Annotated in this window: 16 protein-coding genes; 11 read left to right on the top strand and 5 right to left on the bottom strand. The window is 72.1% G+C overall.

What is annotated here, in order from left to right; translation table 11 throughout:
* Positions 1-11: 11 nt before the first annotated feature.
* The 3 genes from P2F65_RS07930 to P2F65_RS07920 all read right to left on the bottom strand — a co-directional run bounded on the left by P2F65_RS07930 (position 12) and on the right by P2F65_RS07920 (position 1,885).
* A complete protein-coding gene (locus P2F65_RS07930; protein WP_275805808.1) occupies positions 12-269 on the bottom strand; it encodes a hypothetical protein in 258 nt (85 codons plus the stop codon).
* Positions 262-1,605: a PP2C family protein-serine/threonine phosphatase gene (locus tag P2F65_RS07925; protein WP_275805806.1), complete on the bottom strand. Its 1,344-nt coding sequence runs from the start codon at positions 1,603-1,605 to the stop codon at positions 262-264. The genes P2F65_RS07930 and P2F65_RS07925 overlap by 8 nt, the downstream gene beginning before the upstream one ends.
* 109 nt (positions 1,606-1,714) lie before the next feature.
* Positions 1,715-1,885, bottom strand: coding sequence for a hypothetical protein (locus P2F65_RS07920; RefSeq protein WP_275805804.1), 171 nt, complete (start codon positions 1,883-1,885; stop codon positions 1,715-1,717).
* Between the two features lie 166 nt (positions 1,886-2,051).
* Between P2F65_RS07920 and P2F65_RS07915 the strand changes: the two genes are divergently transcribed.
* Genes P2F65_RS07915 through P2F65_RS07880 form a run of 8 tightly spaced genes read left to right on the top strand, consistent with a single transcriptional unit; the run spans position 2,052 to position 10,974 of the window.
* A complete protein-coding gene (locus tag P2F65_RS07915; protein WP_275805802.1) occupies positions 2,052-3,605 on the top strand; it encodes an ABC transporter substrate-binding protein in 1,554 nt (517 codons plus the stop codon).
* 19 nt (positions 3,606-3,624) lie between these two features.
* On the top strand, positions 3,625-4,602 hold the full coding sequence (locus P2F65_RS07910; RefSeq protein WP_275805800.1) for an ABC transporter permease: 978 nt from the start codon (positions 3,625-3,627) through the stop codon (positions 4,600-4,602).
* Positions 4,599-5,483 (top strand): ABC transporter permease, encoded by an 885-nt coding sequence (locus P2F65_RS07905; RefSeq protein WP_275805798.1) that lies wholly within the window; start codon positions 4,599-4,601, stop codon positions 5,481-5,483. The genes P2F65_RS07910 and P2F65_RS07905 overlap by 4 nt, the downstream gene beginning before the upstream one ends.
* On the top strand, positions 5,483-6,682 hold the full coding sequence (locus tag P2F65_RS07900; protein WP_275805796.1) for an anhydro-N-acetylmuramic acid kinase: 1,200 nt from the start codon (positions 5,483-5,485) through the stop codon (positions 6,680-6,682). Before P2F65_RS07905 ends, P2F65_RS07900 begins: the two co-directional genes overlap by 1 nt.
* Positions 6,679-7,878 carry a serine hydrolase domain-containing protein gene (locus P2F65_RS07895; RefSeq protein WP_275805794.1) on the top strand — a complete coding sequence of 400 codons (1,200 nt, stop codon included), beginning with the start codon at positions 6,679-6,681 and terminating at the stop codon, positions 7,876-7,878. Before P2F65_RS07900 ends, P2F65_RS07895 begins: the two co-directional genes overlap by 4 nt.
* Positions 7,875-9,527: an ABC transporter ATP-binding protein gene (locus tag P2F65_RS07890; RefSeq protein WP_275805792.1), complete on the top strand. Its 1,653-nt coding sequence runs from the start codon at positions 7,875-7,877 to the stop codon at positions 9,525-9,527. Before P2F65_RS07895 ends, P2F65_RS07890 begins: the two co-directional genes overlap by 4 nt.
* A gap of 50 nt (positions 9,528-9,577) precedes the next feature.
* Positions 9,578-10,303 (top strand): type 1 glutamine amidotransferase, encoded by a 726-nt coding sequence (locus P2F65_RS07885; protein ID WP_275805790.1) that lies wholly within the window; start codon positions 9,578-9,580, stop codon positions 10,301-10,303.
* A 26-nt stretch (positions 10,304-10,329) separates the two neighbouring features.
* Entirely contained in the window at positions 10,330-10,974 is a 645-nt protein-coding gene (locus tag P2F65_RS07880; protein WP_275805788.1) for a class I SAM-dependent methyltransferase, read from the top strand.
* Positions 10,975-10,980: 6 nt separating this feature from the next.
* Here P2F65_RS07880 and P2F65_RS07875 read toward each other — a convergent pair whose 3' ends face one another.
* Positions 10,981-11,421 carry an SRPBCC family protein gene (locus tag P2F65_RS07875; protein ID WP_275805787.1) on the bottom strand — a complete coding sequence of 147 codons (441 nt, stop codon included), beginning with the start codon at positions 11,419-11,421 and terminating at the stop codon, positions 10,981-10,983.
* A gap of 85 nt (positions 11,422-11,506) precedes the next feature.
* The gene (locus P2F65_RS07870; protein ID WP_275805785.1) at positions 11,507-12,598 is read right to left on the bottom strand and encodes a crosslink repair DNA glycosylase YcaQ family protein; all 1,092 of its coding nucleotides are present in this window, start codon (positions 12,596-12,598) and stop codon (positions 11,507-11,509) included.
* Between the two features lie 230 nt (positions 12,599-12,828).
* Here P2F65_RS07870 and P2F65_RS07865 point away from each other — a divergent pair, with 230 nt between their 5' ends.
* The 3 genes from P2F65_RS07865 to P2F65_RS07855 are packed head-to-tail and all read left to right on the top strand — an operon-like array spanning position 12,829 to position 14,937.
* A complete protein-coding gene (locus P2F65_RS07865) occupies positions 12,829-14,142 on the top strand; it encodes a diacylglycerol kinase family protein (protein ID WP_275805783.1) in 1,314 nt (437 codons plus the stop codon).
* The gene (locus P2F65_RS07860) at positions 14,133-14,351 is read left to right on the top strand and encodes an amphi-Trp domain-containing protein (RefSeq protein ID WP_275805781.1); all 219 of its coding nucleotides are present in this window, start codon (positions 14,133-14,135) and stop codon (positions 14,349-14,351) included. The genes P2F65_RS07865 and P2F65_RS07860 overlap by 10 nt, the downstream gene beginning before the upstream one ends.
* A 34-nt stretch (positions 14,352-14,385) precedes the next feature.
* The gene (locus P2F65_RS07855) at positions 14,386-14,937 is read left to right on the top strand and encodes a phosphatase PAP2 family protein (protein WP_275805779.1); all 552 of its coding nucleotides are present in this window, start codon (positions 14,386-14,388) and stop codon (positions 14,935-14,937) included.
* Positions 14,938-14,943 lie beyond the last annotated feature (6 nt).

The following is a 14,943-nucleotide window of genomic DNA, read 5'->3' as shown; positions in this document are numbered from 1 at the left end:
CCGGCTGCTCGTCAGTCGGGGGTGGTGCCAGTGCCGGCGTCAGTCGGCCGACCGGTCGCGGGGTCGGCCGGAGTCGCCGGGGCGGTGTCCTCCTCGTCGGGCGTCTGGGTCGACGCGCGCCGGGTCTCGTCCGGGTGCTCGGTGCGCTCCGCCGACTCGGCGAGGATCGCCTCGGCCTGCGCCTCGGGGTCTGCGCTGCCGGCCGCCTGCTCCTCCGGCAGCAGTTCAGCCCGGTGGTCGACCCTCGTCTCGTCCGCTGGCTCAGTCATGGCTCGACGGTACGGGAGCACTGGCGGTGTGCGGCTCGGAGCCCCCGGAGGTGTGGCGTTCCCGCCCGTGACCGCCGTGCCAGTCGATCACCATCAGGGTTGCGTCGTCGGTCAGGGCCGGCCCTGCCACGTCCAGGACTCCGCGGGCCAGGGCGCGAGTTGCCTCTCGGGGGTGCAGGCTCCTGGTGCCGGTGATCCCGGCACGCAGGTCGAGGTTGGCGGCGTTGCGTTCCAACATCCCGTCGGTCACCAGGACAAGACGGTCGCCCGGCTCGAGCACCACGTCGGTGCTGCGATAGTCCGTGTCGGGGAACATCCCCAGGGGGAGGTCCGCCGGAAGCGGGACCTTGCTGACGGAGCCGGCCCGGCACAGGTAGGGGAAGACGTGCCCGGCATTGACCAGGGCCAGCGTGCCGGTCCGCAGGTCGAGCCGACCGAGCAGGCCGGTGGCAAAGCCCTCGGAGCCGGTTTCACCGGCGTGTTGGTGGATGCGCGCGTTCGCCAGTGTCGCCTGCTCGAGCAGCGACGCACCGGAGCGGCGCGCATTGCGCAGGCTGCCGACGCACAGGGTGGCGTTGAGCGCGCTGGCCACCCCGTGCCCCATGGCATCGGTGAGGGACAGGTGGAGCACATCGCGCGCGAGGGAGTAGTCGAAGGAGTCCCCGCCTACGGATGCCGCCGGCTCGAGCCAGGCCGAGAGGGTGAAGGCGCCGGCCTCGCACGTGAAGGCGGGCGGCAACAGCCGCCGCTGGATCTCGGCAGGGAGGGTGAAGTTGGTGGTGCGCTGGCCCCACTCGAACAGGTCGGTGTGCCGGCCGTTCGCGATGATCACAAAGGCGAGCACGTGCCCGATCCGGCTGATGTCGGTGAGGGTGGCGGCCGTCGGCTCGGCGGGAAGGGTCAGCTCGAGCAGTCCGAGGACCTCGCCCCGCTCGGTGACCGGTGCGAGCACCGTCCACCGTCGAACCGAGGCGCCCCCACCATCGCCATGGCTGGTGGGGCAAGGCACCACCGGGACCGTCTGGGAGCGGACGGCAACCTCTGCGGGGCCACCGTCGAAGGGCAGCACCACGGCCTGCTCGGCGCCATCGAAGCGCGTCGTGGCACTCTCCTCGCCCTGCCGGGCGACGAAGACGGTCTCGGCGTCGCCATCCATTGCATGGGACAGCCGGATGAGGCCACGCCCGGAGAGGTCCTCGATGAGGAAGAAGGCCGCACCCGCATGGAGCGTGGCAGCCAGGGCTCGGGTGACCGCCTCCACTGCGTCGAGGGGTGAGGCGTTCTCAGCCGCGTCCAGGACTCGGCTGAGGGCCTCTGCCGGACCCGGCTCCATCATGTCTGGAGAATAGTTCCCCCACTGCAGAGCGGTGCCCGTTCGCGCGGTTTCCGCTCTCACCGCGGCAGGCCTGTGGCGGAAGCCCCCGCAGGGAGATCGACCCCCTGCCTCAGCCCAGCGGGGCACCTTCGCAGCACGGGACGATGTGGCCACAGGAGTCGCACCGCTGGTGCGAGGTCTCCCAGCGCATCGGCGCCCCGCAGTTGTCGCAGGGGGCCAGGCCTCCGATGGTGGGCTGGCAGGCGGCCGATGTGCCGGTCTGGGTCTGGGCGTCGCTCACGGCCGTCACCGTACCCGCGAGCCGCTGGTCAGGGCTCGGATAACGATGTGAAACAACTTCACGCACAGGTACCCAACTGCGGAACAAAGTGCCATATTGGGCCGCGAAACCCCCGTGCGATCGGCAGGGACGTGCCCGGAGCCGACGCCCAGCCCAAGGAGAGCCCATGCAGAAGTTCCGCCCTGCCATGCCGGTGCGGACGGTCGTCCTCGGAGCGGCCGTCGTCACCTCCCTCGCCCTGGCCGGCTGCTCGGGTGGCAGCAGCGGCGCCTCAGGCGGCAAGGCCGACGGCCCCCTGGTGTTCGGCATCAGCGCCGACCCGACCCAGACCGTCCCATGGCTGTCGACCTCGACGCAGTCGGTCCAGGTGCTCGGCCAGATCTACAGCACCCTGCTGAACACCGACGCCAGCCTCCAGCCGGTGGCGGGTCTGGCCGACCTGCCGAAGATCTCCGACGACGGCCTGACCTACACCTTCACGCTGAAGAAGGACCTGAAGTTCGGCAACGGCTCCGCGCTGGACTCCGAGGACGTCAAGTACACCTTCGACACGATCATGGACCCGGCCACGAAGGCGACCTCGGCGTCCTACTTCGCCTCGGTCAAGGGCATCGAGGCCCCAGACCCGCAGACGGTGGTCGTCACCCTCAAGGCGCCCGACGCCTCGTTCGTCTCGGCCCTGTCCAACGTCAACACCTCGATCGTCCCCTCCGACGTGCCGGTCGACAGCCTCACCACCAAGCCGGTCGGCTCCGGGCCCTACCTGTTCGAGAGCCGCACCCCCAACCAGTCGATCACGCTGAAGGCCAACCCGGACTACTACCAGGGCAAGCCGGGTCTGGCCGGCGTGCAGTTCCGCGTCATCGCCGACGAGAAGGCCATGGTCTCGGCCCTGCGCTCGGGGGCGGTCGACATGGCGGTCTTCGACAACTCGGTCACCGCCAAGACTGCCACCGCCGACAACGTCAAGGTCTCCACGGTCGACCAGCTCAGCTACCACGTCCTGCAGCTGCGGGCCGACGCGCCGGCGCTGAAGGACGTCAACGTGCGCCTGGCCATCTCCTGCGCGATCGACCGCAAGCAGGTGCTCGACACCGCCGCCCTCGGCGCCGGCAAGGTCACCGGCCCGGTGACGTCGCCGGCATACCGCTCCGACCCCGACAGCAGGCCGTGCCCGCAGCGCGACCTGGCCCAGGCCCGCGAGCACCTCGGCAAGGCAGGCAAGTCCGGGGGCCTGTCGATCAACATGATCACCTCCCAGGGGCTGTACTCCACCGCCGTCAACGAGGCGCAGAACATCCAGGCGCAGCTGAAGGAGGTCGGCATCGAGGTCAAGCTCGAGACGCTCGACTCCAACGCCTACGTGCAGCGCTGGCTCGCCGGTGACTTCGACACCGCGATCGCGCTCAACGGCGGCAGCACCGACCCCAACACGATGTACGCCCGCTACTTCACCTCGACCGGCTCGTTCAACAAGGTGGCCGGCTACCGGTCGGCGACGCTCGACAAGCTCTTCGCCGAGGGCAAGGCGACGACCGACACCAACGAGCGCAAGGCCGTCTACGCCAAGGTCTCGCAGGAGCTGGAGGACAACGCCGCCTGGGTGTGGACCTACACGGGCAACCTCTACGTCGCCGCCAACACCGCGGTGAAGGGCTTCGAGCCGCGCACCAACGGCGACCTGAGCACCCTGTGGAAGGCCACGAAGTCCGCCGCCTGACGAGGACGTTCACCACGCCATGTCGCTGCTCTCCGCCCTGACCCGCCACCCCGTGCTGCGGCGCCTCCTCGAGGCGCTGCTCACGCTCGTGGGTGTCTCCGTGCTGACCTTCGTGCTGCTCAGGGTTCTGCCCGGCGACCAGATCACGGCGAGCTACGGCATCGAGGCCGGCGCGCTCAGCCCGGAGCAGCTGGCCGACCTGCGCGCCTACTACGGGCTCGACCAGCCCCTGGTGGGGCAGTACGTCAACTGGCTGGGCGGGGTGCTGAGCGGCAACCTCGGGGTGTCCACCACGTCGCGGCAGAGCGTGCTCGACATGACGGCCTCGGCGCTGCCGACCACGGTCGAGCTCGCCGTGCTGTCGATCGTCATCGGCCTGGCGCTCGGCGTCCCGGGCGGCCTCCTCGCGGCCAGCCGCCCGGGCGCCACACGCGACAGTGGCACGCAGCTCGCCAGCCTGCTGGCCCTGTCGCTGCCGACCTTCCTCGTCGCCACGGTGGTCTCGACCTGGCTGGCCAACGCCTTCGGCTGGAACCCCAACGGCGAGGAGTTCGCCACCCTCGCCGAGAACCCGGCGCTCAACCTCCAGCAGATGCTGCTGCCGGCGCTCGTCCTCGGCGTGAGCATCGCCTCACCCGTGTTCCAGACGGCACGGGCGTCGGTGCTGGCGATCCGCGACGAGGACTACATCCGCACCGCCCGGGCCAAGGGCGTGCCGTCCCGGCGGCTGCAGTGGCGCCACGTGCTGCGCAACGCGCTCATCCCGATCGTCACGATCGGCGGGCTGCAGTTCGGCTTCCTGCTCGGGGGGACGCTCGTGATCGAGCAGATCTTCTCCATCCCGGGCATCGGCCGGCAGGTCCTGCTCGGCCTGAACCAGAAGGAGTATGCCGTGGTGCAGAGCACCGTCCTCGTCATCGCGGTGATGTTCGTGCTGGTCAACCTGGCGACCGACCTGCTCTACCGGGTCGTCGACCCGAAGGTGCGCGCGGAGTGAGCGCCACGACGACGGTCCCGGCCCGGGTGGTCCGGACCTCCCGCCGCTCACAGCTCCTCACCGCGCTGCGCCAGCCGTCCGCGGTGGTGGGCGTCGTGCTCACCGTGCTGGTGGTGCTCCTCGCACTGGCCGGTCTGCTCGGGCTGACGCCCTACGACCCGGCGCGTCAGGACGTCACGGTGGCGCTGCAGGGCCCGTCGGGCGCGCACTGGTTCGGCACCGACCAGTTCGGCCGCGACGTCTTCTCCCGCGTGGCCGCCGGGCTGGCGAACTCGCTGCGCATCGCGGTCGTCTCCGTCGGCGTCGCCGGACTCGTCGGCGTGCTCCTCGGCGTGCTGGCCGGCTACTTCGGGGGTCTGCTCGACCGCGTCGTCGGAGTGGTCACCAACGTGCTGTTCGCGTTCCCGTCGCTGCTGCTCGCCCTGGCCCTGGCCGCGACCCTGGAGCGCAGCTGGGTGACGGTCAGCCTGGCGATCGCCACGGTCTACATGCCGATCTTCGCGCGAGTGGCCCGCGGACCGGTGCTCACCCTGCGCACGGTCGACTACGTGACCGCCTCGACGGCCATCGGACGGTCGCGGATGTCGACGCTGTTCGCCCACGTGGTCCCCAACATGCGCGGCATCCTCGTGGTCCAGACCACGCTGTCGCTGTCGTGGGCCATCCTCACCGAGGCCTCTCTGAGCTTCCTCGGCTTCGGCACGCCTCCTCCGGCGGCCTCGCTCGGGGGCATGGTCTACGACGCGCAGACCCTCTCCACGGTCGCGCCGTGGATGCTCGCGTTCCCGGGTGCGGCCCTGGTCGTCTTCGTCGTCGGGCTCAACCTGTTGGGCGACAGCCTGCGGTCTGCCCTCGACCCGCGCTCGCGGGGGTCGCGCTGATGCGGTTGCTGGGGATGATCTCCGGGACGTCGCACGACGGCATCGACGTCGCCGTCTGCGACTTCTCGCGCCGCGGCGACGAGCTGGTGGGGCGCGTCGAGCTGGTCGACTCCGTGCCCTACGACGACGACCTGCGGGCCCTGCTCGTGGCAGCTTTGCCGCCGGCCGACACGAGCCTGGCCGAGGTGACCCGGCTCGACACGCTCATCGGCAGGGCTTTCGGTGAGGCAGCCCATCGGGCGCTGGCGACCCACGCGGCTGCCGGCGGTGGCCCGGTCGACGCGGTCTGCTCGCACGGGCAGACCGTCTACCACTGGGTCGAGGAGGGCAGTGCCCTCGGGACGCTCCAGCTCGGCCAGCCGGCCTGGGTCGCCGAGCGGACGCGGCTGCCCGTCGTGAGCGACGTGCGCATCGCCGACATCGTCGCGGGCGGCCAGGGCGCCCCGCTGGTGCCGTTGCTCGACACCCTCGTCCTGGAGCCGCTGCGGGCTGACGGCGTCACCGCGGCCGCGCTCAACCTCGGCGGCATCTCCAACGTCACGGTGTGCGCCCCCGGCGCCGACCCGGTGGCCTGGGACATCGGCCCGGCGAACGCGCTGGTGGACGCCGTCCTGGCGGCCGACCCCTCCACTCCGCTGGCGTTCGACCGGGACGGGGAGGTGAGCGCCGCGGGGCGGGTGCTGCCCGACCTGCTCGAGGTCCTGCGCGCCGATCCCTACTACCGCGACCCCGCACCCAAGAGCACCGGCAAGGAGCTGTTCCACGCGCGCTACGTCGACGAGGCCCTCGCCACGTGGGGCGGCACGGCGTCACTGCCCGACCTCGTGGCGACGCTGGTAGAACTCACCGCCCGCACCGTCGCCGACGCGCTGGTCGCCGCGGGCGTCGACCGGGTCTTCGTCTCGGGCGGGGGCGCCCGCAACCCCACGCTGATGCGGGCGCTCGCCAAGGCCGCCCCCGAGGTGCGCTTCGCCACGACCGTGGAGCTCGGGCTCGACCCCGACGCCAAGGAGGCCATCGCGTTCGCCCTCATCGGCTGGGCCACCCTGCACGGCATACCGGGCAACGTCCCGACCTGCACGGGGGCGCGGGAGGCGCGCGTGCTCGGCACGGTCACTCCCGGCCCCGACGGTGGCGCACTGCCGGTGGCCGGAGGCACCGCACCCACCCGCCTCACCCTCGAGGACGGGACGCCGTGACCCTCGACCTCGACCCCCTCGTCGAGGCCCTCCTGCGGCTCGGTGATCCGGGCACGCACCCAGCCGGCGCGGTGGTGGGCGTGCTGGCCGGCGCGGAGGTGTCGGTGGCGGCAGGTGGGTATGCCGTGATGGCAGGTCCGGGCGAAGCGGCCCGCCCGATGACGGCGGACACCCGCCTCGACCTAGCCTCGGTCACCAAGGTCGCCTCGACGACGGCGCTCGCGATGCGCCTCGTCGCGGACGGGACCCTCGACCTCGAGGCGTCGGTCACGGCATACCTGCCGGAGGTCGGTGGCGACCACGCGCAGGTGCGTGTGCGGCACCTGCTCGAGCACACCTCCGGCCTGCCCGCGTGGCTGCCGCTCTACTGCCGCACCACGGTGCGCGACGAGGCGTTGGCCCTGGCGGCCGCCACGTCTCTGCTCTGCGAGCCCGGCACGCACTGGGCCTACTCCGACCTCGGGATGATCACCCTCGGAGCGGTGATCGAGGGCGTCACCGGTCGGCGGCAGGACGAGGCGTTCGACGAGCTGGTCGCCCGGCCACTGGGCCTGCGCCGCACCGGCTACGGGCCCGTCCCGGCCGAGGAGGCCGCGGCGTCCGGCGACAGCGACGTGGTCGAGCACCACATGGTCGCGCAGGGCGACCCCTACCCCGTCGAGGCCCGGGTCGGCGACTTCGACGGCTGGCGCACCCGGCGGCCAGTGGGGGAGGTCAACGACGGCAACGCCGCCCACGCCCTCGATGGTGTCGCCGGGCACGCGGGCCTCTTCGCCACGGTGCCCGAGCTGCTCCGGCTCGGTCGGTCGCTGGCCGACCCGGCTGTGGTCCCGCCCGAGGTGGTCGCCGCGTTCACCCGTCCCTTGGCCATCGCGCCCGACCGTGCGCTGGGATTCCGGTTGGCCAGCGTGGCGGTGGCCGGAGAGGCCGTGCCGCTCGCCGTGCACGGCGGGTTCACGGGCACGTTCCTCGCCGTCGCGCTCGACCGTGAGCTTGCCGTGGCCGTCGCCGCCACCCGGCTGCACGGCACGACCGGCACCCCCGAGCGTCCACTCACGCCCCTGGCCTCGCTGGTCTCTACCGACGAGATCGCGGCCACGGCCCTCGCCGGCGTCGCCAGCGCCTTCGAGGCCGGTGGCCGCGCACTGCCCGCTCGCACGACCGACCGGCCACGCCTGGAGACGGGAGCACCATGACCACGACCACCGCGGTCACGCCGACCGAGGACCTGCAGGACGGCCCGCTGCTGGCGGTCCGCAACCTCACGGTCACCTTCGAGACCCCGCACGGGCCCGTGGCCGCCGTGCGCGACGTCAGCCTCGACATCGGCCGCGGCGAGACGGTCGCCGTCGTGGGCGAGTCCGGTTCGGGCAAGTCGACGCTGGCCGCCTCGATCAACCGGCTCCTCGCCGCGAACGGACGGATCAGCGAGGGCAGCATCCGCCTCGACGGCGCCGAGCTGACCGGTCTCGGCGAGAGGGCCATGACCGCGATCCGCGGCAACCGGATCGGCACGGTGCCGCAGGACCCGATGACCAACCTCAATCCGGTGATGAAGGTCGGGGCCCAGATCGTGGAGGCCCTCGAGGTGCACGGCCGGGCGTCGGGCACGCAGGCTCGCGAGCAGGGGGTGGCGCTGCTCGAGAAGGCTGGAATCACCGACGCGTCCTCGCGCTTCGACCAGTACCCGCACGAGTTCTCCGGGGGCATGCGGCAGCGGGTGCTCATCGCGATGGCGCTGGCCTGCCGGCCGGAGCTGCTCATCGCCGACGAGCCCACCTCGGCGCTCGACGTGACGGTGCAGCGCCTGGTGCTCGACCAGATGGAGGAGCTGGCCGACGAGCTCGGCGCCGCCGTCATGCTCATCACCCACGACCTCGCGCTCGCCGCAGAGCGGGCCGACCGGGTCGTCGTCATGTACCGGGGTGAGGTGGTCGAGCACGGGCCGTCGGCTGAGGTCATCGACGCGCCGCAGCACGAGTACACGAGGCGCCTCCTCGCGGCCGCGCCGAGCATGGCCACGCCCAAGATCTCCACCGCAGCCGAGGACCCGGCCGGCCGCGAGGTGCTGCTCTCCCTGCGCGGGGTCGAGCGGCGCTACCGGCTGCGCGGCCGCCGCGAGCCGCTCGTCGCCGTCGGCGGCCTCGACCTCGACGTCCGCAAGGGCCAGACCGTGGCGATCGTCGGCGAGTCCGGCTCGGGGAAGTCGACGACCGCCCGCCTCGCCCTCAAGCTCGAGGACTGCGACGCCGGCACGGCCACCTTCCGCGGCACCGACCTGTCGACGCTGCGGCGGTCGGCGCTCAAGGAGTTCCGGCGCAGTGTCCAGCCCGTCTTCCAGAACCCCTACGCCTCGCTCGACCCGCGCTACACCGTGGCCGAGGTCGTCACAGAACCGTTGCGGGTGCACCAGATCGGAGACGCGCGGTCCCGGCAGGCGACGGTGACCGAGCTCCTCGACAAGGTAGCGCTGCCCGGTACCCTCGCCGACCGCTACCCGCACGAGCTCTCCGGTGGGCAACGCCAGCGGGTCGCCATCGCGCGGGCCCTGGCGCTCGAGCCCGAGCTGGTCGTCATGGACGAGGCGGTCAGCGCCCTCGACGTGCTGGTGCAGGAGCAGATCCTCGACCTCATGGTGCAGCTGCAGCGCGACCTCGACCTCGCCTACCTCTTCATCAGCCACGACCTGGCGGTCGTACGGCTCGTCGCCCACGAGGTCTACGTCATGCAGCACGGCCGGGTTGTCGAGCAGGGCGACCCCGAGGAGATCTTCGGCAACCCGGGGGAGGAGTACACCCAGCGCCTGGTCGCAGCCATCCCGGGCCGGCGCGAGGCCGTGCGGTGAGCCTTCCCCCGCCGCCGGCCTCGCGTCCGCCGGCCCCCCGTGCGAGAGCCTTGCGTCCGCGGGTCGTCGCCGTCCGCAACAGCCCCGGCAGTCCCCTGGCCCGGCTCGCGGACTGGTTCGGCGAGGATGGCCTCGACGTCACGGAGGTCGACGGGGATGACCTGCACGCGAACGACCTCGACGGCGCCCACGGGCTGGTGCTGCTCGGCGGGGGCTACCTGCCCGACGACGACGCCACCGCACCTTGGCTCCCTCGCGAACGCGCCCTCGCGGCATGGGCCCTGGCACACGGCACACCGCTGCTCGGAATCTGCCTCGGTGCGCAGCTGCTCGCCCACGTCGCCGGTGGCCGCGTGGTGCGCGACCACGGTGTGCCGGAACGCGGTTCGTGCCGCGTCGCCCTCACACCCGACGCGGTGAGCGACCCGCTCTTCGGAGGCCTGCCCGCGGAGTTCCCCGCCATCCAGAACCACCGCGACCAGGTCGTCGATCTCCCTCGGGGTGCCGTGCTGCTGGCGACCTCGGAGGTATGCCGCGTGCAGGCCTTCCGGGTCGGCGCGGCTGCGTGGGGCGTGCAGTTCCACCCCGAGGCCGCTGCCTCGCGGCTGGACTCATGGGACGACGCGGCCCTGGCCGACGACGGGATCGACCCGGACGAGCTGCGCCGGGCGGCCGAGGTGGCCGAGCCCCGGTCGGCCGAGGCCGCCCGTGAGCTGGCGCGGCGCTTCGCGGAGCAGATCCACCGCAGCAGTGCGACTGCACCGCTGAGATCCTGAGCGACCCTCCGGCTAGGGTCGGTCCCGTGACGGGTTGGGACAGCGTGCGGAGCGCCTACGACGCCATGGCACCGGCCTACCGCGAGCGCATCCCCGACCTTCGTGCGGAGCAGCCCGTCGACCGGGCGATGATCACGGCGTTCGGGGAGCACGTCCCGTCCGGCTCCTCGCGGTCGATGCTTGACTTCGGTTGTGGCACAGGCCGACTCGTCCCGACGCTGCAGGAGCTCGACCTCGACGTCACGGGTGCCGACCTGTCTGACGGAATGGTCGCGATCGCCCGAGCGGACCACCCGGACGTGGACTTCCACGTCGTCACCCCCGGCCGCCTTCCCTTCGCGGACGAGAGCTTCGCCGGCGTGCTCGCGTGGTACTCCCTCATCCACGTCCCACCCGACGAGCTGGTCGGGATGCTCAGCGAGCTTGCTCGGGTCCTGGCGCCCGGCGGCCACGTCCTCACCGGCTTCCAGGCCGGCGTGGGCAGCCGGATGCTGAGCAACGCCTACGACCAGGGCCACGCACGCCAGCTGCACCTGCGGACCGCCGACGAGATGGCCGACGCGTTCGCGGCGGCGGGCCTCGCGGTCGTGGCGCGGTGCGCGCGGGCCAGGGTTCCCGACTCGTTCGACGGTGAGCACGACCAGGCGTTCGTCCTCGGGCGCAACCCCTGAGCCGGCTCAGCCTGCTCGCGACTCCAGGTAGTGCTTGAGGTCGACCCAGTTCCGGCGCTCCCACCGGGGGCCGACCAGCGCCAGCACCGGCGACAGGATCCGTGAAGCCCCGACCAGGTCCATGTCCCAGTCCCACCGCAGCCTCGTCCGTCCGCCGACCTCGTCGAAGGTCAGCGTCCCGTCGACCTGCAGGTAGGAAGACCGTATGACGTTGTGGAGGCGGTGCGGCCGGTCGTAGTCGAGGATCTCGAGGGTCATCTCGCCCCGGCTGCCCATGCCCTTGGGCTCGGCGACGAAACGGGCGCCCCGGCCCACCGGTCCCTCGCTGACCTTCTCGGCGCGGACGATGCGGGGGTTGTACCTCGGCTCGTTGCGCTCGTCGGCGACCAGGTCGAACACCTCCTCGACCGGCGCGTCGATCATGACCTCGCCCGTGATGCGAGCCATCGCCGTCCTCCTCCCAGACCGTGCCTCCAGCTCGACCGTCACAGGTGTGGGGAAGGGGCAACAGGGCAGTTGGTCGCGCCTTCTCTCATGCCTGGGCGATGGTGACCGACAGGCCGAGCCAGGCAGCCAGGTCCTCGACCTCCTCGCGGACGGCGGCGGTCGTGGCCTTGGTGAAGCGGACGTCCTCGTGGATCGCGTTGACGACCAACACACCGGCCTTGCGGTCTGCGGTCGCATCGAGCTTGCCCACGAGCCGTTCGCCGTGCAGGACCGGCAGGGCGAAGTAGCCCCACCGGCGCTTGTCCTTGGGCTTGTACATCTCCAGGAAGTACTCGAAGTCGAACAGCTGCTCGGCGCGCACCCGGTCGTGGATGAGCCGGTCGAAAGGTGAGAGGAGCGCGGTGCGCCCGCTGAACGGCATACCGAGGTATGCCGCGTGGACGCGCCAGGTGCCCGGCACGCCGTCGACGACGGCCTCCTCGCCGGCGTCGCCGACGTAGGGGGTCTCGCCCGGGAGCTGCGGTCCGGAGGAGCGGGCGATGCCTAGGGCGGCGAGCCGGCGCTCGTTGCGGTGTCGCACGGCAGCCTCGAGGTCCACCGTGGGCAGGTCGGTCGGGTAGACCCGCTCGGGCAGGTCCCAGTAGCGCTGCCGCCCCCTGCGGCCCGCGATGGCGATGTGTCCGCGCAGGGCGAGCGCCTCGAGCATCCGGGTGACGTTGCGGTTGTTGGTCCACCCCGACGACGGCCAGGGCACGACGCTCGTGTCGGGGATGTCGCGGGAGAGCAGCGGGCCCTCCTTCTCCAGGAGGGCGAGGATGTCGCGGCGGAACGGCTCGTTGGCCTCGAGCCAGGCAGCCAGGGACGGCCAGGGCTCGGCGTCGCGCACCTCGGCGATGACGGCCGGCACGTCGCGCGGCGACCGGATGTAGGCGACGGTCTCGACGAGGGTGCGCTCGACCTCGACGGCCCTGGTCAGGTCGGCCGGGTCGTAGGCCGAGCCGAGCCGGCTCCAGAGCACGAGGTCGGCGCTCGGGGCGATGGCCGCGGTCGGGTCGATCTGCAGCACCGTCAGGCGGTCGACGACCTCGACGAGGTCAGTGGGGCGCGGCGCGTCGAGCAGCTGCGCCTGGACCGCGATGCGCCGGGCCTCATCCTTGCTCAGATGGTGTGGGGCCATGTCCGCCGACACTAGTGGCTGCCCCCGACAGCGAGGCGGAGTCAGGATGCCGCCCGGGCGGGGAACGGCGTGCATGTGGAGCTGTCTGCGGCCCGGAATCATCCGCACTGCGTGATGCCCCTCCGCGTGCCGGCCTTCTACGGTCCGAGGATGTCAGCCAGAGCGTGCGGCTTCTCGCAGCGGCAGAAGCGCCGTCGTGGGAGGGGCGTCGTCCTCGAGGACTCGATCCCATGAGGCGGCGATGGCTGGCGGCCCTCGCACTGCTGCTGGGCGCGGCCACCGGCGTGCTCGCCCTCGTCGTCGCGGTGATCGAGTTCCCCCGCGGCCTGGTCCTGGCCCTCCTCGTGCTGCTCGCCGGAGTCTCGGCCTGGTACGGGGTGGTCCGGCGCGGTGCCGCGCGGGTGGCCGGACTGGTCGTCGCGGCTCTCGCCCTCGGGGGCGCGGTGGTGCTGGTCGTGACCCGTGGGGCGCCCCTGGTCGACCTGCTGGTCCTGGCCGGGGTCGTGGCGAGCGTCGCCGCGGCGCGTGCCGCCCTCCACGTCCACGTCGACCTGCCGAGTGCACCGCCGCCGCGGCATCCGGTGCTCTTCTTCAACCCGCGCTCCGGCGGGGGGAAGGCCGAACGCTTCGCGCTCGCCAAGGAGGCGGCGGACCGTGGGATCGAGCCCATCGAGCTGAAGAGGGACGACGACCTCGAGGCTCTGGTCCTGGAGGCGGTCGAGCGCGGTGCGGACGGACTGGCGATGGCTGGCGGGGACGGCTCGCAGGCGGTCGTGGCCGCCATCGCCGCCGAGCACGGGCTGCCGTACGCGTGCGTGCCCGCCGGTACGCGCAACCATTTCGCGCTGGACCTCGGTGTCGACCGCGACGACGTCGTCGGCGCGCTCGACGCCTTCGTCGACGGGGGTGAACGACGAGTCGACCTCGCCGAGGTCAACGGGCGTGTCTTCGTCAACAACGTCTCGCTCGGCCTCTACGCCGAGGCCGTCCAGCGCGCCGGCTACCGAGATGCCAAGCTCCGTACGCTGCTCGACACGGCGCCCGACGTCCTCGGCCCCGACGGTGATGAACCGGACATGCGGTGGCGTGGTCCCGGCGGGCACGAGCACCGTGGCGGCGCCGCGGTGCTCGTCTCCAACAACCGCTACCGGCTCGGCCGCGCTGTCGGCTCGGGCACGCGGCCCCGCATCGACGACGGCCTGCTCGGGATCACCGTGGTCGCCGCACCCACGGGCGGCGGGGCGGAGGACCGCTCGTCGCAACGCCCGTGGCGCGAGTGGTCTGCGCCGACCTTCGAGGTCCAGGCTGACAACCCCCTCCCCGCCGGCATCGACGGCGAGACGGTGGTCCTCGACGCTCCGCTGCACTTTCGCATCAGACCCGGGGTCCTGAGGGTGCGCGTCGCACGCCGGCACCCCGGCGCATCACCGTCGGCGATGGTCCCCGAAGGGATGCTCGCCGGCGTGGCCGAGCTCGCGCGGATCGCCCTCGGCCGAGAGCAGACACCCGCAGGGCCAACACAGAGGAGGCAGGAATGGACCTGATCGAGATTGCCGAGAGCGAACGGCTCAGCAGGGAGGACGCCGCAGCCCGACTGAGGGTGCTCGCCGACGCGCTCGCCAGCAACAACGAGGTTGAGTTCGAACGCGGTGGCATGCGCATCACGGTGCACGTGCCCGACGAGGTGAACCTCAAGCTCGAGATCGAGGTCGGAGACGAGGAGAGTGAACTCGAGATCGAGCTCACCTGGTGACGTCGGCGCGGGTGTCTGGTCGAACAGGGGAGCGGTGTCGCTGCGGCACCGCCTCGCCCGCTGCGACCGGGCCCTGTACCAGTCCGTGGCGCAGCTGCAGACGCCGCTGTTCGACCAGCCGCTGAGAAGGCTGTCCGACTTCGCCGACTTCTCGAAGCCGTGGTTCCTCGTGGCCGGCGTCCTCGCGCTGCTCGGCGGACCTCCTGGCCGACGCGCCGCGCTCACTGGCCTCGCGGCAGTCGGGACGACGTCTCTGGTGGTGAACCAGCCGATGAAGATGGCCGGTGCCCGCCACCGCCCCGACCGGGTCGGTCTGGGTGTGCCCCCGCACCGATGGGTGAGTATGCCGTCGTCGACGTCGTTTCCCTCCGGCCACTCCGCGTCCGCTGCCGCCTTCGCCATCGCGGTCGGGGATGTCCTCCCGGCTCTGAGGTGGCCGCTGCGGGCGGCTGCGTCGGTCGTGACCTTCTCCCGCGTCTACACCGGCGTGCACTACCCCAGTGACGTCCTGGTCGGGGTGGCGACCGGCGCCCTGCTGGGCCGGGCGGTGTCGCGGGCCGCGCGCCGCCTTCCCCCGACCCGCTGACGCAGG

Source organism: Knoellia sp. p5-6-4 (assembly GCF_029222705.1).
Classification (GTDB): Bacteria; Actinomycetota; Actinomycetes; order Actinomycetales; family Dermatophilaceae; genus Pedococcus_A.
This window is presented reverse-complemented; position numbering and strand designations above follow the sequence as displayed.